17 protein-coding genes are annotated in these 20523 nt (G+C 44.0%); 10 read left to right on the top strand and 7 right to left on the bottom strand.

The window, feature by feature from the left end:
• Nucleotides 1–2: 2 nt before the first annotated feature.
• The gene (locus GO620_RS01940) at nt 3–3698 is read right to left on the bottom strand and encodes a PKD domain-containing protein (RefSeq protein WP_200230538.1); all 3696 of its coding nucleotides are present in this window, start codon (nt 3696–3698) and stop codon (nt 3–5) included.
• Nucleotides 3699–4261: 563 nt separating this feature from the next.
• Here GO620_RS01940 and GO620_RS17440 point away from each other — a divergent pair.
• Nucleotides 4262–4375: an ATP-binding protein gene (locus GO620_RS17440; protein WP_157522694.1), complete on the top strand. Its 114-nt coding sequence runs from the start codon at nt 4262–4264 to the stop codon at nt 4373–4375.
• Nucleotides 4376–4527: 152 nt separating this feature from the next.
• Here the strand turns inward: GO620_RS17440 and GO620_RS01950 are convergent, their stop codons facing one another.
• The 4 genes from GO620_RS01950 to GO620_RS01965 form a co-directional block, all read right to left on the bottom strand.
• Entirely contained in the window at nt 4528–5616 is a 1089-nt protein-coding gene (locus GO620_RS01950; protein WP_157522692.1) for a GAF domain-containing protein, read from the bottom strand.
• 12 nt (nt 5617–5628) lie between these two features.
• Nucleotides 5629–6672, bottom strand: coding sequence for a GAF domain-containing protein (locus tag GO620_RS01955; protein ID WP_198173468.1), 1044 nt, complete (start codon nt 6670–6672; stop codon nt 5629–5631).
• Nucleotides 6673–7303: 631 nt separating this feature from the next.
• Nucleotides 7304–7567 (bottom strand): pyridoxamine 5'-phosphate oxidase family protein, encoded by a 264-nt coding sequence (locus tag GO620_RS17445; RefSeq protein WP_200230941.1) that lies wholly within the window; start codon nt 7565–7567, stop codon nt 7304–7306.
• Nucleotides 7568–7642: 75 nt separating this feature from the next.
• Nucleotides 7643–9406: a hypothetical protein gene (locus tag GO620_RS01965; RefSeq protein ID WP_157522686.1), complete on the bottom strand. Its 1764-nt coding sequence runs from the start codon at nt 9404–9406 to the stop codon at nt 7643–7645.
• 119 nt (nt 9407–9525) lie between these two features.
• On the opposite strand from GO620_RS01965, the gene GO620_RS01970 reads away from it, so the two are divergent.
• From GO620_RS01970 to GO620_RS02010, 9 genes are all read left to right on the top strand, one after another.
• On the top strand, nt 9526–11916 hold the full coding sequence (locus GO620_RS01970; RefSeq protein ID WP_157522683.1) for a heavy metal translocating P-type ATPase: 2391 nt from the start codon (nt 9526–9528) through the stop codon (nt 11914–11916).
• Nucleotides 11913–12089, top strand: coding sequence for a cbb3-type cytochrome oxidase assembly protein CcoS (ccoS, locus tag GO620_RS01975; RefSeq protein ID WP_157522680.1), 177 nt, complete (start codon nt 11913–11915; stop codon nt 12087–12089). The genes GO620_RS01970 and ccoS overlap by 4 nt, the downstream gene beginning before the upstream one ends.
• Before the next feature lie 69 nt (nt 12090–12158).
• Nucleotides 12159–14282, top strand: coding sequence for a cytochrome-c oxidase, cbb3-type subunit I (gene ccoN, locus GO620_RS01980; RefSeq protein ID WP_157522677.1), 2124 nt, complete (start codon nt 12159–12161; stop codon nt 14280–14282).
• Between the two features lie 11 nt (nt 14283–14293).
• On the top strand, nt 14294–14485 hold the full coding sequence (locus GO620_RS01985) for a hypothetical protein (RefSeq protein ID WP_157522674.1): 192 nt from the start codon (nt 14294–14296) through the stop codon (nt 14483–14485).
• Complete coding sequence (locus GO620_RS01990) at nt 14482–15390, top strand: cbb3-type cytochrome c oxidase N-terminal domain-containing protein (RefSeq protein ID WP_157522671.1); 909 nt, start codon at nt 14482–14484, stop codon at nt 15388–15390. The genes GO620_RS01985 and GO620_RS01990 overlap by 4 nt, the downstream gene beginning before the upstream one ends.
• Nucleotides 15391–15392: 2 nt before the next feature.
• Nucleotides 15393–16766 carry a cytochrome c oxidase accessory protein CcoG gene (gene ccoG / locus GO620_RS01995; protein WP_157522668.1) on the top strand — a complete coding sequence of 458 codons (1374 nt, stop codon included), beginning with the start codon at nt 15393–15395 and terminating at the stop codon, nt 16764–16766.
• 3 nt (nt 16767–16769) lie between these two features.
• A complete protein-coding gene (locus GO620_RS02000) occupies nt 16770–17189 on the top strand; it encodes a FixH family protein (protein ID WP_157522665.1) in 420 nt (139 codons plus the stop codon).
• Complete coding sequence (locus GO620_RS02005) at nt 17189–17878, top strand: sulfite exporter TauE/SafE family protein (RefSeq protein ID WP_157522662.1); 690 nt, start codon at nt 17189–17191, stop codon at nt 17876–17878. The genes GO620_RS02000 and GO620_RS02005 overlap by 1 nt, the downstream gene beginning before the upstream one ends.
• Before the next feature lie 92 nt (nt 17879–17970).
• Complete coding sequence (locus GO620_RS02010; RefSeq protein WP_157522659.1) at nt 17971–18321, top strand: hypothetical protein; 351 nt, start codon at nt 17971–17973, stop codon at nt 18319–18321.
• Between the two features lie 343 nt (nt 18322–18664).
• On the opposite strand, the gene hemN is transcribed toward GO620_RS02010, so the two are convergent.
• Complete coding sequence (gene hemN / locus GO620_RS02015) at nt 18665–20041, bottom strand: oxygen-independent coproporphyrinogen III oxidase (RefSeq protein WP_157522656.1); 1377 nt, start codon at nt 20039–20041, stop codon at nt 18665–18667.
• The gene (locus GO620_RS02020) at nt 20031–20480 is read right to left on the bottom strand and encodes a Rossmann-fold NAD(P)-binding domain-containing protein (RefSeq protein WP_157522653.1); all 450 of its coding nucleotides are present in this window, start codon (nt 20478–20480) and stop codon (nt 20031–20033) included. The genes hemN and GO620_RS02020 overlap by 11 nt, the downstream gene beginning before the upstream one ends.
• Nucleotides 20481–20523: the final 43 nt, after the last annotated feature.

The following is a 20523-nucleotide window of genomic DNA, read 5'->3' on the forward strand; positions in this document are numbered from 1 at the left end:
CCTTATCTTAAAATTGTAACGTAGCCAGATACCGCTTTACGGCCACTTCTCCTGGGATCAATGATGTAGTAATATACACCGGTAGGCAGGTTAGCGCCAGCCATAGTGCCGTCCCAGGGTACAGGGTAACCGACAGAGGTGAAAACCTTATTGCCATAACGGTTAAAGACGCTGATCTGGCTGTTGGGATAGCTGCTTAAATATTCAATGTTCCATACGTCATTTACCCCGTCGCCGTTTGGGGTAAAAGTGTTGGGCACAACAGGAGCTTTCAAAACTTTTATAAAAGTAGTTGCTGTTATGTTGCAGCCAGCTTTGGTAGTTACAGTTAACGTGTATTGCGTATCGTCGGTAGGCGAGGCTACAGGGTTTAATATAGCGTCATTATCTAGGCCAGCTGATGGTGACCATCGATAAACCAGGCCCGTTGTGTCGCCGGCGATGCTTGCGTCGAGGGTAATGCTGCCACCATCCAGTATGGTAACTTTATCGGTGATAGTAGCGGTTGGCACCGGGTTAACGGTGATCTGTTGCACAAAGCTCTCGCTGCAGCCCGCTGTAGATGTGAAGGTGTAAGTGATGTTAGTGGTGCCAATACCTGCAGCTAGCGGGTCGAAAATGCCATCGGAAGTCACGCCCTTGCCGAAGTAACTTGTAGTTCCGCCTAATCCCGATGTTTCTTTACCTGCCAATTGAACAGTGCCGGCATTAATGCATACTGGCGTGATAGCATCAAATTTTATAATTGGGATAGGTAGCAGCGTGACATACCCGTCGGTAATATTTACGCACGTGCCACCTGAATACGCCTTTAAAACTACGTGATACTTTTTTGGGGCGGCTGGATAGGTGATCACCGGGTAATTGTGCGGATAGGTAGTGCCTTTCACCGGGTCGTTATATTCTTCCACGGCCGCAGGTTGGTTATCAAAATCGAAATACCATTGTATTTTAGTGACGTTACCGAAATCTGCCACATAAGAGTTATCGGTGAATAAGGCAGGTGCGTCACTGCAGACTTGTGTGCTCGCAGCAGCAAAATTTGCAACCGGATTCTCGCCGTTAACACTCAATTGCTGAGTTTTTGTAGTAACACACCCATTAGCTGTAGTTACCGTAAGCGTTACATTATACAATTGTGCTTTGGTGTATTTGTGCCGGGGGTTTTGCTGTGTTGAGGTATTTGGATTCCCGGAGGTAGCGTTTGTATCTCCAAAATTCCAAAGATATTTAAAACCTGCCTGCGAACCATCGCTGATGGTCGAAGCATCGGTAAATTGAGCGTAAGCATCATTTAAACAAACATCAGGAATCGTGAAGTCTACAGTTGCTATTGCATTTACAGTCACGGGTTTGATAACAAATGTACTTTGACAGCCTGCAGCTGTAAATACCATCAGGCTGCTATTAAACGTCCCCGATGTGGTGTAAACATGCGAATGTGGTGCTGCTGATGACAGGGTGTCTGCTTTACCATCACCATAATTCCATATCCATCTGACTAGAGTACCGTCGGTGGTCGTAGAAGCATCTGTAAAAGTTACAGCTTGTGTTGCACAGTCTGGTGTTGTAAATGTGTAGGCAGCAACCGGGTCAGCATTGATATGAACAGCTTGTGTTTCGGAACTCATACTGCATCCTGCCGAATTCACTACCGTTAGCTTAACTAAATAATTACCCGCAACAGAATATACATGCGAAGGGTTTTGCAGTACGGACGTTTGTCCGTCGCCAAAATCCCACATCCAGGCGGTGATAATTGATGCTGACGTAGAATTATCTGTAAATAAAACAGCGTCTTTTAAACAGGTTGCAGCCGCGTAGGTGAAAGAAGCAGTTGGTGGCGCAGTCACCACCAGCGAAGATGTCGAAGAGGTAACTGAACAATTAGCAGAATATCCCGCGTCGGAAGCTACAACCCTATACAGGTAGGTGCCCGCAGATATGCTTGTAGTGAAACTATAATCAGCCGTTGTTGCACCGGTTATATTGGTATACGTAGTGCCTCCGTCTGTGCTTAATTGCCATTGGTACACGGGTGAAATGAAAGTTGGTGTTGCCGCGGCGGTAACCGTGAGTGTCTTTGCATTGTTTGTGCAACCAGCCTCGTTAGCCGTTGTATTGGATGTAAATGTTGTAACGACGGAAGGTAAAGAGGTAACGCTAACAGATTTTGTAGTAGCGGCGCTTGAGCAGCCTGCCGCCAGTATAACGGTTAGGGTGGCATTATAGTTTCCTCCGGATATGTAGGTATGTGTATGTGTGCCACCTGTGGTCAATGTTTCTGTAGTGCCGTCACTGTAGTCCCAAATCCACTGTGCAATTGCACCGTCTACGCTGGTTGAATTGTCAGTAAAAATTACAGGCTGACCGGCACAGTTTGGAGATGATATAGTAAAAGCCGCCACAGGCTTGGTATTAATAGTAATTGCGTGACTGGCGGTGCTTGTGCAACCGGTACTGCTTGTTACGGTGAGTGTGACGGTATAAGTGCCTGGCGTGGCGTAAACATGAGAAGGAGTTGAAGAGGTTGCTGACCCATCTCCAAAATCCCACACCGATGACGTAATGGTTGAACCGTTGGCCTTGGGTTTATCTGTAAACATCACAACATCGTTCAGGCAATTTGAAGCAGTATAACCAAAATCGGCTGACGGGCCCGCGGTAACATTGAGTGTTAACGCGTTTGATGCTACATAGCAGCTGGAAGATGAGATGTTATCAGAACTTGCAGACACCAGCCGGTATAAATAAGTGCCTGCAGGAGATGGAATACTTATTGGGAATGATGTAGCAGTTGATGCGCTGCCGATATCGACCCATCCGTTAGCGGTGGTATATATTTGAGGTTTCTGCACAAATCCGCTCGCTAAAGTGCTCTGCGAATTAATGGTGATGGCCTGGGTTGAACCCGCGCATGTAGTGGCACTTGTCGCTGATGACGAACTGCCCAATGAAGCGACAACCTGCGAGCCATAAGCCCTGAAGGTAATATCATCTAACGCAAGGTCATTAGCCGGTGCACCACCATTGGCATTATTGGTCATTTGAATAACTACATCTTCTGAACTTGTAGTCGTAAAATTAAATGTGAAGGACTTCCATATCCCTTTGCCAGAAGTGGAAGTGATAGGAATTTGCCCGGTGTTATAGGATCCTAAAACTGTTCCCGAAACTGTGGTAACAGAGAAAGTAATGTTTGGCGGGCTGTTATCCTGCGACCGTAGCAGGTTCATGATCCAGGCACCAAACTGGTAGGTAGTGCCGCCGCAGAGGCCGCTCACCGTCTTCTTGTAAAAATAATCTGTCTTGGCGGCGCTGGCATTTACCACCATCATATACCCGCCGGTGTCACCGGTATGGTCAGTTGTAGTCCACCAAGTACCCGGCGTGTTGGTTGTATTTTCTATGGTGTAAGACCCGTCAATGGGAAAGTCGGCAGAACTGTAGGTGTAGTTTGTTGTCCCGGCCGTCAACGCACCTGCGTGCGAAGCAGTTCCCGCCCCGAAGGTTATGTTTACCACCGGGTCGCCCAAGCTTTGCGCTTTAGCCGCTTTTGCCAGCAACAACAAAACCCCGAAACATGGTATACTAATCGCAAGAGTGCGGCACACAAATTTCAGGGTTTTCAAAATCGACAGAAACAGGGACATAGGGCGTTTAAGAAGCGCCTGCTTGCGCAGACGCTCTATCATCATTATGAAAAAACACATCGGGCTGACCATGTTCGCAGCAGGATCAGCGATGTATTATCAAAAATTGATGTTTACCTTATATCATGAATGAATGTATCGATAAACGTTGGTTTTTTATTGACTAACAGAGGGGAAAGAGTATGAAGCGATGATTGTTGTTGGTGGTGAAGTAAATTTATTTAGCTACCACCTTTAAAACTATTCTGATTTTTACAAGGCGATATGATACGAGGTAACTTGAAGTGAGTGATTCGTATAGTTGGAAATATAATATTGATAATCGGTTGAAAATCAGAAAACTCTGGGCAAGGTTTGAATCCCTCCCTATCCAATGGGCTCACCCAAAATCAATAAATATGTACGATCCGACTGAAATAATCGGAGCAAAAAAAACTATTTGATCCGTTTAAATTCATATGGAACAGCCACTCTAAGGATGGTATTTGAATAAAAAATCTAACACAATCATCAAGGTGTAGTTTAAAAGCAACGCATATAAACTGAAGCTAATTTTCTCTTCAAAAAGTTGCTTCTGATTATAGTGCCCAGGGCGAAGAACACACGGTATGGGCTTATTTATCTCCAACCAAATCGTTGAAGAGCACGAAGGTAAGATTTGGGTAACCAGCACTGAATGCGAAGGTACTTTATTTTACGTCCGGCTACCGCGTGCTAAGTGATGTTTAACTGAGAGGTGCAACTTCCTTAGGTGCTACATTATTCCTTCGGTTTACAAACCTGTGGTCACCATAAGTTTTAATTTGAATAGGATGGGCAAAATGGAAGATCCAAATAAACTGCTTGGCGAATCATGAAAATTAGTCGATTAGGTTCAATGGTTAGTATAATCCACTATCAGATGTATTTTATTGTCTAACTGTTCGACATAGTGCTGCATTTCTTTCAGAGGACCGCAGTTTTGAAGCTCTCCTTCGATGTCGATCAAAGTCAGCAATCCTTTGAGTGTAGCGACAGGTCTTCTGAGCTGGTGAGATTGATTAAAAGCAATTTCGTCTAGCTTTAGCCGCTGTGCTTCGGCACTGGCCTTTTGCCGTATGCGTTCAGAGATATCACTTCCATTATAAGACACGCCAATAATTTCACCATCCGGGTTACGTGCAGGGTCAATTGCGACATCCCACCAGTACGATTTATTCTTAAATTCGATATGCCTTTCCATTTTGGTAGATATTCCCTGAAGGGCGTTATTACAGGCTGAAGTAACGCGCTCCCGGTCGATTGGGTCGATCAGTTCCATGATAGAATACCCTGAATTTATTTTAATGCCGTGATGTTCGTATATAAAATCGCTCATTGCCTTGCTGTAGGCTGTCACCTTAAAATCGAGATCCAAAAGCAGGTGTGCGCATGCGCAACTATCAAAAAAAGAGTGCATGGTCAATTCTTCTTTTTTTGCAGAGAGAAATTGATCTTTCAGCATTTCAAGGCTCGCATCAAACTCAAGTAATTGAATAACCTGTTCTGCCAGTATTTGCAGCATTTGCTGTTGCTCTTTACTCAGCGTTCCTGGAGTTTGGTTTATAACACAGAGGCTTCCTAAATGAAGCCCATCCTGGGTTGTAAGGGGCGTACCTGCATAAAAACGGATATGCGGATCTTCGGTAACCAAGGGATTGGCCAAAAATCGTAGATCCTGTTCTGTGTCCTCAACCATCAAAAAATCTGCCTGTTCTATCACATGAGTGCAGAAAGCATGGGAGCGGGGCGTAGTTTCAAAATTAAAGGCTTGTTTAAAAGGGATATATTGGGTGTCGCTGTCTATAAGAGTAATCAACGCGGTGGGTGTGCCACAAATATCGGCAGCAAGGGATACAATTTCTTGTAACTCCTCTTCTTTGCTAATCTTTAGTTTTAAAAAGCGGTTAACGGCCTGTAACCGCTCCAATTCACGTTTAGGCATTTTTTTAATTGTTTACGCTGTCATTTTTTCTTGCAACTCTTTGACCGCTTCTGCCAAAAGCTGCACTTCTTCCAACTCTGGTTTAATGGAACTGTTTTGCACTTCACTCATTAGCCGCACAATTTCTTGTGCAGGTTGCTCTAAGTCATGCAGTTCAACTTTTCTTATTTTACGCAGCGACTTATTTTGATTTTTAACCAGCTCTTCCTGTTCTACCCGTGCCGTGATATCGATCCGGTTAAAAGACACACCCACGATCTGTTGATCCCGGTCATAAGCCGGTTCAAAAATCATATACCAGCAAATACGGCGATTTCCATACTGAAGGTCTTTCTCAAGGTTGACTTTTTCACCTGCCAACGCTTTTTGGACGGCAGCGACGTAATCTGAACGAAAGTCCATGTGAAGGTAATCTACTAGTAAAGTGCCCGTCACCAAATGTTTTCCCTGTGTATTAACGGTAAACTCGTCGAATGCTTTATTATAGGCCACGATTCGCATTTCAAGGTCCAGTAATACATGATTGGAACTTGAGCTTTCAAAAAATGAATGAAGTGTGATAGCCATATTCCGCGAAGCAACATATTGTTCTTTAAGCAATTGCAGGCTGGCATCAAATTCTAAAAGATGCATAACCTGATTAGATAAGCTTTTAAGCATACGCCGCTGAATATCGCTTAGTGTTTTAGCTTTTACATCATAAACACACACCGTACCTATTGTATCTCCTTCATTAGTAATTAGCGGTGCACCCGCATAAAAACGTATGTGTGGTTCGTTTTTTACAAAAGGGTTCTCGGCAAAGTAAGGGTCAACGCTGGCATCAGCTACAGCAAAGACCTCATCTTGCCTAATAGTCTGTTGGCAAAAAGAATGGTTATAATTTATTTGTTCCAGATCAGTTCCTACGCTAAATTTAACATGCTGTAACTGATCATCCATAAAAGTGATCAGAGCAATCGGCGCGCTACAGATCAAGGCCGCGTGTTCTACTATTTTTTGAAGCTCGGCTTCTTTGCTGATCTGTAGTTTTAAAAACCGGTTAACCGTTTGCAACCGTTCAAGTTCTCTTCGCGGCATAAAAGAACATATTTAAAAAGTCAATTTATAAGTTTATGAATATAGTTAAAATCCTGTAGATATAATTATTATAGGATCATTCATGAAATGATATTTTACATGACACTGACGCGCTTTATGCGACCGCAAGCTTAACTCATTAAATGACAAAACTTATCGTAGTAATGCAAAAAGATGCGCATGGTAGTTCACGAACGTTAGTCACATACTATATACTCAGAAATAGGTATTAATTACAGTGCAGATCTATGGACGCAGGAAATTCAACTAACGAACTAAGCAGCAATTGTAAGATCCAGTGGCAGTCTACAGGATGTTAATCACCAGCTAATTAATGCAGACAGGCTAACATGAATCGTTTTTTTTGCAGGAGGTAATATCATAATAACGATAGGCGATCTTATCAAGTGTAGTTACGTATACTATCATAATAACTTTTAATTCCAGGAGTATGATAGAATACTGTCAACGATATGTGGCAAATTCACTTTGGCGAGAAGCATTTAAATACGGAACTGCAAGTATAAATTATACTATAAGTAAGGATTAGGTTTTATAACAAACAGTTTATAACTTAAGTAGCCTGTACTATCGATATCATCCAAGCTTATTCCACAAGAAAGTAGAGGAAGCTTATCTGCATCGCCAGCTGCTGTTCATTGATATCTTTAATTTCCTCAAAAATGCCCCAGCATATTACTGCGCGCCAATTAAAGAAATCATTGATATCATCCACCTCAAAACACGCCTCGGGGTTTTTTCGCGTGAGATTAAGCTCTAGTCCTTCCGATAAATGCGCATAAGTGTAAGGTGTTTCATAAACATAATGAACAGGGACAACATACGTGATGCCGTCGGCATGGCAGCCGATTCGCCCTAATAATTTTGTTTTAAATAATTACTTTATTTTTTCACTATCTAATGTCCCCAACATAATCTCATACGGTCAAATAAAAATGTTATTCAATTTTGTTTCAGCAATGGCAAGTTCAAGGATACCAAATTGCGGTAACGGCCACTCATTCCAGAGCTGTTTATAATAAGCTATTCCGGAAAGCAGCTGTTCTTTAAATTTATACAGCTGTTTTTGTTTTTTTTCAGTCAGATCTTTCAAGTGTGCCTGAAGGTCCTTTTGTAAATAATCGATATAGAGCTCCAGTTCTTTAATGAACATATGCGGACGTTTAACATCATCCAACAAATTTACTTTCCCATAAATATGCTGTACCATTTCTTCCAGGCCATAGATACGGTTAAAATAGGCCAAATTGGGTCCGGGGCAGATAGCTACCGCGTTATTTTCTTTTGGCTTTTCAATTCTATATTTTAAATAAGTGGATGAACATAAGCCTTCACAGAGGCATATCTTTTCGGTGATTTTATCAAATTGCTTTTTATAATCAGCCGGTGCTGGACTTAGCGCTTGTAATTGACTTATTTTTAAAACCTGGTATTCTCTGGAGGCGGTGCAAATTGGATGTTCGGTGAATTCTGTATTGGTACACAAATACTTTTTCGTACAAGGACTGCCCGGCCTGCCTTTTTCAAGTCGTTCCAGTCGCTGTTTTTCTATTGAACTATTTTTAAAATTATTGAACAGGATACCCAGAGGCGATGCGCCGCTCAGGTGATAGTCGGTTTCCACTGCCCCTGCAAGTTGAAGTAAGGTGGCATCATCTACGTTAGTAGCTTCGGGCACCAGGAGAAACGGACTGCCCCATCCGGTAGAATTAAGCGCATAATAGTGGAGTAAAAACTCATTTTCAGCAGCGGTACCAATACCGCCCTGTACACTTAGACGTTGTGGTTGGCGACGCGTCGTCAGCCCTTTTTCTAACAGGGCCAATTCATATAACCCGGTGAGCTCCCTATTCATTTCCTCACGTTTCTGTTTAAACTCTTCAAGTATTGGCCCTAATAGATAACCTTCGGTGGCGAAAGCATGACCACCGCAGTTTAAACCTGATTCTACACGGAATTCGGACACCCATAAACCTTTTTTTGCCAAAAATTTTGCCTGTATAAAGGCGGAACGGAAGTCACTGACTTTTAAAATGATCTTCTTCTTTAATTCTCCGCGTTCATCCGGCTGGAAATCGGCAAAGGTTTCCAGATAGCTGTATAATTTAGGATTCATACCTGCGGAAAGCGTCACAGAAGATCGCAGATTACTATAGGCAAAGCCGCGTAAACCGGCCAGCGCATCTGTGTTTTCATCTCCAAGATAGCTCCCATCTGGAAAAAAATTCATTTTATCGACCTTAGCCATAATATTTACGTCAATCGCCCCGGGATGCATAAGTTCCCTTAATAAATTTTGGAAAAAATATTTTTGCGAACCATCCGGGTATTCCAGCATCAGGTCATAGCCCTGCTTTAACTGCGATGTTTCAGGTTGCAGCTCAAAGTACCGGCAGATATCGCTGCCTGGTTTAAAAGATTGTATTTTCAGTTCCCTAAACTGCTTTTCCACCAGATCGTTAACTAAGTTTAAATAAGCAGTGATCCTCTTCGCACGGGCATCCGGTGCAGTTTTTGGAATTATTGTGTACGGCAGTTGGTTTTCGGCTGAATGGTAAGCCCGCATTCTTTCCGTTAGCTCATCGTCAACAATGGATATCACAGAAGAAATACCGTAACGTGCTACTTTAAGCGGGGTGTCTATAGAATATCCTAACCCCAACACAGGGATGTGAAATGTATGGCTCATGAATCAAAATTAGGTTGCTGGCTCCTTCTGAAAACTGATATAGGTCACATTTTTTGCGGGTATTCATCATTGTGTCGCTATAGCCAAAATGAGAATTTTGAAGCTATAAGTAGCTTTCAATGAATGAGATCTCGACGATTAAAGAAATTACCTGTTATCACTGTGGTGACGAAGTTACCAACGTCGGTATCATGGCTGATAAGAAGGATTTTTGCTGCAACGGTTGTAAAGCGGTATACCAAGTATTAAGAGATAATCAGCTTTGCAGTTATTATAGTTATAATGATCATCCGGGCGCGAATTGCGCACAGCAAAATAAACGCTTTGATTACCTAAGCGAACCGTCAATCATTAGCCAGCTGATAGATTACACCGATGAACAGCAGACCGTCGTTACCTTTTATCTGCCTCATATCCATTGCAGCTCTTGTCTCTGGCTGCTGGAACAATTGAATAGGATCAATCCTGCCATTTACTATTGCCGGGTAGATTTCTTGAAAAAGCAGATTAATATCAAATTTGATCACCGGCAGCTTGCCCTGCAGGGGCTTGTTGAGCTATTGGATGATATTGGTTATGAGCCGCTGATCAGCTTGCAGGATATCATCAAAAAACAAAATGCCATCCCCCGTGATAATTTAGTGCTAAAAATAGCGGTTGCCGGATTTTGCTTTGGCAATGTCATGCTGCTTAGTTTCCCGGAATACTTTGGCCTATCACTCGCCGAGCAGTCCTTCCGGCACTTTTTTGGCTGGCTCAATATTTTGTTTGCCCTACCGGTGGTCTTTTACAGCGGAGGCGATTATTTTGTCTCTGCCTGGAATAACCTGCGTAATAGGATATTGCATATTGATTTCCCCTTGGCCCTGGGTATCTTGGTGTTATTTATCCGTACTGTCGCCGAGGTTCTGAGCCACAGCGGTGCCGGATTTGCTGATACACTATGCGGGCTGGTTTTCTTCCTCCTGATCGGCAAACTTGTACAACAAAAAACCTATCATCATATTTCATTTGAGCGTGATTATCGTTCATTTTTCCCGGTAGCTGTACAGGTGATCGCCGATGGTAAAGAAAGACCGTTTCCGCTGTCTGATTTAGAAACCGGCCATCGCATCATTATTCGTAATCAGGAGATCATACCGGCCGATGCTATTCTTTTAAAGGGTGAGGCGCTGATTGATTTTAGTTTTGTCACTGGAGAATCCCTACCTGTGGCCAAAACTTTAGGAGAGATCGTTTACGCCGGCGGTCGGCAAACTGGCCATGCCATTGAGTTAGAGGTGATCAAACCTGTTTCTCAAAGTTACCTTACGCAACTTTGGAACAATGAAGCTTTCACGCAGCCAAAAGAAAACCGGTTACCCTCTTTCAATGAAAAAATAGGTAAATATTTCACCGTTATTTTGCTGGTTATCGCGCTTTCAGCCTTTTTCTTTTGGCTTCAAACTGATATAAAAAGGGCTCTTGCAGCCTTTACTTCCGTATTGATCGTGGCCTGCCCATGTGCGCTGGCCTTGAGCACCCCTTTCACCTTATCTGCTGCGCTTAGTGTTTTTGACGGTAACCGCTTCTACTTAAAAAACACGGCAGTTGTAGAACAAATGGCAGGCGTAGATACTATCGTACTGGACAAGACGGGAACAATCACCACGGGCGATGCAACGAGCATTACCCTTAATGCACCGCTTACAAGCCAGCAAAGGCAGTTAATTTATAGCGTTTGTATGAATTCAGGGCATTTGCTTAGCCGGATGATCTGCCGCTATCTGGATGCCGAAGATCGCCTGGAAGTATCGGATTATACCGAAATCCATGGAATGGGTATAGTGGCCAATATCCGGCATCACCAAGTACGCATTGGTAATAAATATTTCGTCTTAGGTAATAGAGAGACAAATCTAAAAAGCACTCAGGTGCACCTGATGATTGATAGCAACTACCTGGGTTGTTTTTGCTTTTTGCATCATTACCGGGAGGGTCTAGATAAAATCACCACTTTGCAGCCGCAATATCAGCTCCATTTACTCTCGGGCGATGGGGATCATGAACTAACTGAACTGCTGCCTGTTTTTGATACTGCAGAGCAACTGCACTTTAATCAGTCGCCTCAGCAAAAGCTGGATTATATCCGGATGCTGCAGCTTAACGACAGTAAGGTGATGATGGTCGGCGACGGGTTGAACGATTCAGGCGCCCTAAGGCAGAGTGACCTGGGCATTGCGGTAACAGAGAATATCAATAATTTTTCACCTGGAAGTGACGCCATCCTGGATGGACGCTCGTTTGCAAAGCTCGCGTCATTCTTAAAGTTTGCTAAAGACACTGTAAGGGTTATCCACATATCCTTTGGTATATCGCTGGTCTATAACATCGTAGGTCTTAGCTTTGCAATCACAGGAAAATTATCACCACTCGTGGCGGCTATCCTCATGCCCGTCAGCACAGTCACTATCATTTCGTTTACCAGTATCGCCACACGCCTTGCGGCCAGATTTAGACAGCTCATATGACGATCCTATATTTTTTGATCGGCTGCAGCGTATTGCTTGCATTGATCTTTTTAGCCGCTTTTTTCTGGGCCCAGCGTAGCGGACAGAATGATGACCTCTATACACCCGGCATGCGTATTCTGCTGGATGAGGAGCAGCAAAAGAAGGAAAAAAGTGATCAGGGTCATATATAGAGCCGACAGTCATCATTCTGACAGTTAAACCATCCCAATAATTTTATACCCATCAACACGGAAGAATTTATGCAGCCCGAAAATTTTTACTATGACAACAAGATCGTCCGGAACTTTGGTATCGCTACGGTTATCTGGGGAATCATTGGGATGACGGTAGGACTGATCGTAGCCATACAGTTATACCAACCCGGCACAAACATGCATAACCAGTACACCTCCTTTGGACGCATCCGGCCGCTGCACACAAACGCAGTGATCTTCGCATTTGTAGGCAATGCAATATTTATGGGGGTATACTATTCGCTGCAGCGCTTGCTAAAAGCGCGGATGTTTAGCGACGTGCTCAGCCAGATCCATTTCTGGGGATGGCAAATGATAATCGTTTCGGCAGTAATTACCCTGCCGCTGGGGTTAACCACTTCTCACGAATATGCGGAATTGGAGTGGCCGATCGATATAGCTATAACTATCATATGGATCGTATTCGGCTGGAATATGTTCGGCACGATTTTCAAACGCCGCGAGCGCCATTTGTATGTGGCGATTTGGTTCTATATCGCCACTTTCGTAACTATAGCCGTACTGCATATTGTCAATTCATTTGAGCTGCCTGTTTCCGCTTTTAAAAGCTATATGGTTTATGCCGGCGTTCAGGATGCCCTGGTACAATGGTGGTATGGGCATAATGCAGTGGCGTTTTTTCTTACCACTCCCTACCTGGGCATGATGTATTATTTTCTGCCCAAAATGGCTAACCGCCCGATATATTCTTATAAGCTCAGCATCCTACATTTCTGGGCGCTTATATTTATCTATATATGGGCCGGTCCGCATCACCTTTTATATACTACTCTTCCAGGTTGGGCACAATCATTAGGCGTTGCTTTCTCGATCATGCTGATCGCACCAAGCTGGGGCGGCATGATCAACGGGCTGCTAACATTACGCGGCGCATGGGACAAGGTTAGGGATGACGTTGTCTTGAAATTTATGGTAGTAGGTCTTACTGCGTATGGCATGGCAACCTTTGAAGGCCCGATGCTTTCTTTGAAACAGGTGAACAGCATTGCCCACTTCAGCGACTGGATCATCGCGCACGTTCATGTTGGCGCATTGGGGTGGAACGGTTTTTTAACCTTTGCCATCCTTTACTGGCTTATTCCGCGTATTTACAGAACAGAACTATTTTCCAAAAAAATGGCCTCATTCCACTTTTGGATCGGTACGCTGGGCATTCTCTTTTATGCCATCCCGATGTATTGGGCCGGCTTTACGCAAAGCCTAATGCTAAAAGAATTTACACCGGAAGGGATGCTGAAATATCCTAATTTCCTGGAGACCACATTACAGATATTACCAATGCATGTTATACGATCAGCAGGGGGTGCTATGTACCTTTTAGGCGTAATTGTTATGGCTTATAATTTGACCCGTACCGCATTACAAGGAAAACTTCTGGCCAATGAAGCAGATCAGGCCGTCCCGCTTGAACCGGCACATACCGTGGCAAGAGAAAATGCCTGGCATAGACGCCTGGAGCGTAAACCGATACAACTACTGATTGCGGCACTGCTGGTGATCCTGGTCGGAACTTTTGTCGAGTTGATGCCCACACTGACTATTTCATCTAACATCCCAACGATAGCGGCTGTTAAACCCTACACACCGCTGGAACTTCAGGGTCGTGACCTTTATATCAGGGAAGGGTGTTCTAATTGCCACTCGCAAACGGTGCGTCCCTTCCGTTCAGAAACCGAACGTTATGGCGAATACAGCAAAGCCGGGGAATTCGTTTATGATCATCCGTTTCTATGGGGATCCAAACGAACCGGACCCGACTTAGCGCGTGAAGGCCAGAAATACGGTAACGCCTGGCACTATAACCACCTGATGGATCCGCGACTAATGTCGCCCGGCAGTATTATGCCGGAATACAGCTGGTTGCTGACGCAAACACTGGATACTTCGCTCACCCGTAACAAGATCAATGCTATGCGTAAACTGGGTGTCCCTTACGCGCCTGGTTATGAGAATTTGGCCAATGCAGATCTTGACAAACAAGCTAAAGCTATTGCGGCTAATCTGAATGAGGACCATATTAAGGTTAAAAGCAATAAGGAAATTATTGCCATTATCGCCTATCTGCAGCGATTGGGAACAGACATTAAAGCCAATAAGACAGCCAATTAACAGATAAGATTATGTTTAAGCAATTTACCGAAAACATCAACGGGCACCAGGCCTACCTGCTTTTTTCACTGGGCATATTCTTTCTCTTCTTTATCGTAGTGACCATCATGCTGATCCGCATGCGTAAGCCACACATAAAGCACATGCAGGATTTACCCTTAACAGATAATTTAACGGATATACCAGAATGTACGCAGTTATGAAATACAGCCGAACATTTCTAACAAGTACTATAGCATTGTTTAGCATGCAACCTACAATGGCTAAGGATGACAGCCTTTTATCCGGCGAAACAGTAAACTATATCGGGTACGGTGTGATTATGTTAACACTCGTGCTCTGTTTGATCGCCTTTCTGGTCATCAACCGAGCTTTCAGGGTTGTTATTTATTTGGTATTGAAACAACAGGGGATGACCGCCATGGAGATAGAAGCGGAAATGAACCCGGGGAAAGTTAAGAAAGCCAAAAAGCCGAAAGGAGAGGTGTGGCAAAAGCTGCTTTCTCTTAAGCCGATGGCACAGGAGAAGGAGATCTTAATTGAGCACGATTATGATGGCATTCAGGAACTGGACAACCCAATACCCGCTTGGTTCATGTACCTTTTTTACGCAACCATCCTATTTGCTGTGGGTTACCTGCTAAATTATCACGTTTTCATGACCGGCCCATTGCAGTATGCAGAATACCGCAATGAAATGGCGCAGGCAGCTATTGAAAAGAAAGCTTACCTAAGTAAAACTGCCAACCAGGTTGACGAAAATACAGTAAAACTTAACCCAGACGCTTCCGTGCTGGCTGCAGGAGGTACGACTTTTAGAAGCACCTGTGCACCTTGCCATGGCGACCACGCCCAGGGGAATGTAGGCCCAAACCTAACAGATGATTATTGTCTGCACGGTGGCAAGATCAACGATATTTTTAAAACTATTAAATATGGTGTATTGGCAAAAGGTATGCCCACCTGGGAAAAGCAACTATCACCAAAACAGATCTCTGACGTGGCGAACTATATTATCTCACTGCATGGCAGCAATCCGGCGAATCCCAAACCTCCGCAAGGCACTAAAGAAATACAAACTACCAATAAATTGGCCTTGGCCAAATAACAATGGATGTACAGCCTAAACCAAAAGAGACGGAAAAGCGCAGATGGATATACCCCCTAATACGAAAAGGCCAACTTTACAATTGGCGCAGCAGGATCAGTTATGCTTACCTCGCACTGTTCTTTGCCGGCCCTTTTATCCGTATTGGAGGGCAGCCTTTGTTGCTGCTCAACTTTGTTGACCGGCAGTTCGTTATCCTCGGCCAGGTTTTCTGGCCTCAGGATATTTTCCTGTTCGTGCTGGCCTCGCTTGTCTTCATAGTTTGTGTAGTGCTGTTCACCATAGCTTATGGACGCATTTTTTGCGGCTGGGTTTGCCCGCAAACCATCTTTATGGAAATGTATTTCCGTAAGATCGAGCAATGGATAGAAGGGGACGCTAATAAGCAAAAAAAGCTGGATGCCGGCACCTGGACAACAAATAAGATACTGAAAAAAGCTATTAAACATATCCTTTTCCTATTATTTTCATTTCTAATTGCCAATACATTTTTAGCTTACATTATTGGAAGTGTCGCTTTAATTAAAATCATTACCGAATCAGTGCAATTGCACTGGGCTGGCTTCTTCAGCATTTGGGTATTTACGCTGATTTTTTATATTATTTATAGCCGAATTAGGGAACTGGTATGCACTGTGATCTGCCCATATGGCCGACTACAGGGAGTCATGCTCGATAAGGATACACTAGTGGTTGCATACGACGAAATTCGCGGTGAGCCCCGTGGCAAGCTAAATAAGAGCACGGATACTTTACAGCCGAAAGGCGATTGCGTTGACTGCGGTCTATGCGTGCAGGTTTGCCCTACTGGCATTGATATACGCCAAGGCACCCAAATGGAGTGCGTGAACTGCACCGCCTGTATAGATGTATGTAACGACGTAATGGCTAAAATCCATAAGCCACCGGAGCTGATCGGATTTTATTCAGAGAATATGATCCGCAATCGGCAAAGGCCAACTTTTACAACCAGGATGATGGGTTACAGCGTGATCATCGCCGTAATGATGACCGTGCTGTGTTATTTTATTTTTAGCCGTGCTGACATGGACTTAACCATTATGCGGAGCGCGGGGATGCTTTACCAGAAACAAACGGGCGGGCTCATCAGTAACATTTATAATGCGGAAGTCATCAACAAATCCAGTACTGTAAGAAGTATCTTAATCAGCCCTGCAGACTCGGCAGTAAAGGTAAAATACATTCAGCAGCCAGGCAAGATCAATGCAGGTAGCTCTGTCAAAACTGTATTTTTCCTGCTGATTCGGGCTAGTGACATTCATGCACCAAAGACAGAAATAAAAATCAACCTGTTATTTAACAATAAAATTATTCAAACCGTCAGCACTACGTTTGTGGGGCCGCCAAACGACTAAATTATGAACTGGGGAAAAGGAATTATATTAGGAATGGGGCTGTTTATGCTATTTATCCTGGTGCTCTGCTTTAAGATGTTTAGACTACCCGTTGACGAATATGACCATCACTATTACGAAAAAGGCCTGAACTTTAACAAAGACTACGATAAAGAAAAACAGGTAACCTTGGATAATGCGCAGCCGTGGATAAGTTTGTCTGGCACCAATCTGCAGCTGAAGTTTAAAGATGAGGCGAACGGTACCGCCAAACTGGTACGCCCGGCCAGCGCCACCCTAGACCGTTTATTTATAGTCAATACCGACAAAAAAGGGCTTATTGATCTGCCCCTGACCAACTTGGTCAAAGGGCGCTGGCGCGTAGTGTTAGAATGGAAAAGCAATCATAAAAATTACCTATACGAAAAGGAGGTTAACCTGTAATGGATAACAATCAAATCGCCTTTTATATTGGCTTATTTGGCAGCGTTCATTGTATCGGTATGTGTGGCCCCCTTGTATTCGCAGTATCATGCTTCCACCGTAATTGGTGGCGGGTGATCTTTGACAAGTTGGTATATAATTTCGGCAGGATATGTTCCTACACATTTCTTGGTTTGCTTATCGGCTTTATTGGCAAGCAGCTCTGGCTGGCCGGACTACAGCAAAGTGTCAGTGTAATCAGTGGGCTGCTAATCATCATCGCCGGCCTCTTACGAATGTTTAAATTTAAAGTCACCCAAACCAGGCTGATGCCGTCGCTTTTAAATCCGATGCACATGATGCTTCACTATGCCTTGAACCACCGTGCAGGACATTTTCCCATCGGCCTGCTAAATGGTTTTCTTCCCTGCGGTTTTGTTTACCTTGCCCTGATAGGAGCCGTAAATACCAATTCGCCATGGGCCTCTGCCCATTATATGTTTTGGTTCGGCATGGGGACTTTCCCGCTGATGCTCATCGCGATGGTCAGCGCTGGATATATAGGCCCGATTTTTCGACGCAGCATCAACAAAGCTATGCCCTATCTTTTAGTTTGTTTAGGTGTATGGTTTGTTCTGCGCGGATTGAATCTTGATATTCCGTACCTGAGCCCTCCTAAGCCGGTATCCGGCGTGGCCCTCTGCCATTAAAGAATAGTGACCGAGATCATTTTTGCATATGCTCCCGGTCATGGCACTGGGGCTATTCACGTCGCATTTTTGTACTATATAATAATAAAATCATGGCAACGCTAAAAGTACACTTGGCCAGCGAATGGTCGCACGAAAAAGCAATTCAAAAACACAAACAAACTCCATGGACAAAATGGCTAAAATTTGCAGACAGCCAGGCCCCATATAAAACTGCTTGGTTTCTGGTGTCGCTCATTGCACAGGGCGTTTTGTTCCTGCCTATCCCGGCGGTACTAATGTATTATTACCAGGCGCCGATCGCCGTGCTCGCGGTTACCATGATATTATTCTTTGGCAACGTGATCAGCGGTATGGGCGGCTCCGGCATACGGGTCGTTCTGACTGCTTTAGCTTTAAGCGTGATCATTCACCTTTTAATGTTGGCTATATTTATTTTTTAAGCTTTTTATTCATGACAATTAATATTAAGCCGTCGGTTTGCCGACGGCTTTTTTATAATATGATGGTAAAAACGAGCTTTTTTGTTAAGGAGCCGGACGAATCTCTTAAAAACAAACTGAAGGCATGCATAGTATGCAGGTAACTATAGCATAATAGATCCCATATTAGCCAGGGGCTAATATGCCTCGCCTAAAAAGTGCTTTCTTTAAACCAACTGCAGCCCGAAACATTTGATCTGTCAATTTTAGATAAGGCTATTGAGGGAAGTAAGATCATAGGGTTGCAGAACCATAATTCCTATACTATTCTATTCTGATCATCCGCACGGTTAAACTGCTCGTTTTATATAGACATGCTGAACAGGCTTGTAGTAGGCTGGGCCGCCCATAAGCGGGCGTCCAGCGCCATGCAAATATTACGCAGATAGCTTTCGCCATTCGCTGTCACTTTTAACCCGACAGAACTGAGTTCAATGAGTCCGTCATCCGCAAGTGGCTGCAGGCGGTCAATTCCATTAAATACAGCTTCAGAACACTCTGTGTGGTGGTTCCAATTAGTTAGGCCTTTGCACATAATTTGCAGGATATGCCGCCTAATAATCACATCTTCAGCGGTCATCAGGTGACCTTTCATTAGAGGGAGTTTTCCTTCTTGCGTGATATTTAAATATTCCTCTACACTTTTTATATTTTGGGCGTAAGCATCACCTGTATCACTGATGGCTGATACGCCAAGGCCGATTGATAATTTGCACTGATGCGTTGTATAGCCCATAAAGTTGCGGTGAAGCTGACCGGTTGTTGCCGCTTTCAGTAGTTCATCTCCCGGAAGAGCGAAATTATCCATGCCGACTTCCAAATAGCCGTAACTCTTTAGCGAACTTCGTCCGGATTCATACAGTTTTAACTTAGTGGCAGGATCTGGCAAGTCGAGTTCGGTAAATTTCCGTTGTCCTGGTTTAAGCCACGGTACGTGGGCATAACTATAAAACGCAATTCTGTCTGGTCTTAGCTCTGCCACTTTCTTCAACGTCGAGTCTAACCCATCAAGAGTTTGCAAAGGCAAACCATAGATTAAATCATAATTGATCGACGTATACCCAATCTGCCGCGCATTTTGTGTTACTGCTTTGACTTGTTCAAAACTTTGCCTCCGGTTAATTATCTGTTGTACCTTCTGGTCAAAATCCTGGATGCCCAGGCTAAGCCGGCGAAAACCCATGTTAAACAATGTTTGGAGATGTTCCACAGAAGTATTCGCAGGGTGTGCCTCAAAACTGAAAGCAGCATCGGGATAAATGGTTGCTTTTTCCAAAAGGCCGCAAATCAGGGTCTGGAGATTTTTTGCACTAAAAAAGGTTGGCGTACCACCGCCGAGATGAATCTCACGGATGATAGGTGCCTTACCCAGGATATCGACGTAGTGCCGCCATTCCCTGATCAGTGCACCAATATAAGGTTCTTCCACCCGATGATTCTTGGTAATCCTTGTATTACAGCCGCAGTAGGTGCACAGTTCTTCGCAAAATGGCAAATGGATATACAGGCTGATGCCTGATTCATGGCCGGATTCTAAAAAAGACCGGCGGACACTACTTATCCAGGCTTGTTCATTAAAATAAGCTGTATCCCAATAAGGCATCGTCGGGTAACTTGTATAGCGCGGTGCTGCTACCTGATACTTCTCAGAAAGGCGTACTAAAGCTGCTTCAGCGCTCATTGACCTGATCTTTCTGCGTTTGGAGATGAGTTGCTCTACAGTCTTTGGCACAAATACATGCATTACCTACACATTTATTAAGTTGCCAGCGGTCGAGATTTTTTATGGTCTGATTTGCAATCGCCTGTAGTGCATCCGGATCATGGCCAGGGGTATTGGCCAGTTTAATACCGTATCTGGCCGCTGCCTCCTTGTCAATATGGCCGGTCATGTCAGAGCGGGTAGCGATATAACGGACGCCCATGCCCGATAAAATTTCGATCACCGGTCCCGAAACTATATCGGTAGTGAAAACTATCACGGCCTCCTTGCCTTCGGCATAATCCAGGGTATCAAGGCCCAGGGGATTAGAGATTAGGGTAATATCATGTTTTTTTTGATTAGCCAGGGCTAAGAATTCCTTTTCAAATGGTTTAATGCTGTACGCGACCGTCTTCATCCGCAATAATTTTGATTAATTACAAAACTACCGGTCCAAAACT

This window comes from Mucilaginibacter ginkgonis (genome assembly GCF_009754905.2).
Classification (GTDB): domain Bacteria; phylum Bacteroidota; class Bacteroidia; order Sphingobacteriales; family Sphingobacteriaceae; genus Mucilaginibacter; species Mucilaginibacter ginkgonis.

What these genes read in the sequence shown, in the direction of transcription:
- GO620_RS01985 (WP_157522674.1), top strand. Translation starts at nt 14,294, where the DNA reads ATGTTTAAGCAATTTACCGAAAACATCAACGGGCACCAGGCCTACCTG.
- GO620_RS02005 (WP_157522662.1), top strand. Translation starts at nt 17,189, where the DNA reads ATGGATAACAATCAAATCGCCTTTTATATTGGCTTATTTGGCAGCGTT.
- GO620_RS17440 (WP_157522694.1), top strand. Translation starts at nt 4,262, where the DNA reads ATGGGCTTATTTATCTCCAACCAAATCGTTGAAGAGCACGAAGGTAAG.
- ccoN (WP_157522677.1), top strand. Translation starts at nt 12,159, where the DNA reads ATGCAGCCCGAAAATTTTTACTATGACAACAAGATCGTCCGGAACTTT.
- GO620_RS01990 (WP_157522671.1), top strand. Translation starts at nt 14,482, where the DNA reads ATGAAATACAGCCGAACATTTCTAACAAGTACTATAGCATTGTTTAGC.
- GO620_RS01940 (WP_200230538.1), bottom strand. Translation starts at nt 3,698, where the DNA reads ATGATGATAGAGCGTCTGCGCAAGCAGGCGCTTCTTAAACGCCCTATG.
- GO620_RS01970 (WP_157522683.1), top strand. Translation starts at nt 9,526, where the DNA reads ATGAATGAGATCTCGACGATTAAAGAAATTACCTGTTATCACTGTGGT.
- GO620_RS02010 (WP_157522659.1), top strand. Translation starts at nt 17,971, where the DNA reads ATGGCAACGCTAAAAGTACACTTGGCCAGCGAATGGTCGCACGAAAAA.
- GO620_RS02000 (WP_157522665.1), top strand. Translation starts at nt 16,770, where the DNA reads ATGAACTGGGGAAAAGGAATTATATTAGGAATGGGGCTGTTTATGCTA.
- ccoS (WP_157522680.1), top strand. Translation starts at nt 11,913, where the DNA reads ATGACGATCCTATATTTTTTGATCGGCTGCAGCGTATTGCTTGCATTG.
- GO620_RS02020 (WP_157522653.1), bottom strand. Translation starts at nt 20,480, where the DNA reads ATGAAGACGGTCGCGTACAGCATTAAACCATTTGAAAAGGAATTCTTA.
- GO620_RS01965 (WP_157522686.1), bottom strand. Translation starts at nt 9,406, where the DNA reads ATGAGCCATACATTTCACATCCCTGTGTTGGGGTTAGGATATTCTATA.
- ccoG (WP_157522668.1), top strand. Translation starts at nt 15,393, where the DNA reads ATGGATGTACAGCCTAAACCAAAAGAGACGGAAAAGCGCAGATGGATA.
- GO620_RS01950 (WP_157522692.1), bottom strand. Translation starts at nt 5,616, where the DNA reads ATGCCTAAACGTGAATTGGAGCGGTTACAGGCCGTTAACCGCTTTTTA.
- hemN (WP_157522656.1), bottom strand. Translation starts at nt 20,041, where the DNA reads ATGAGCGCTGAAGCAGCTTTAGTACGCCTTTCTGAGAAGTATCAGGTA.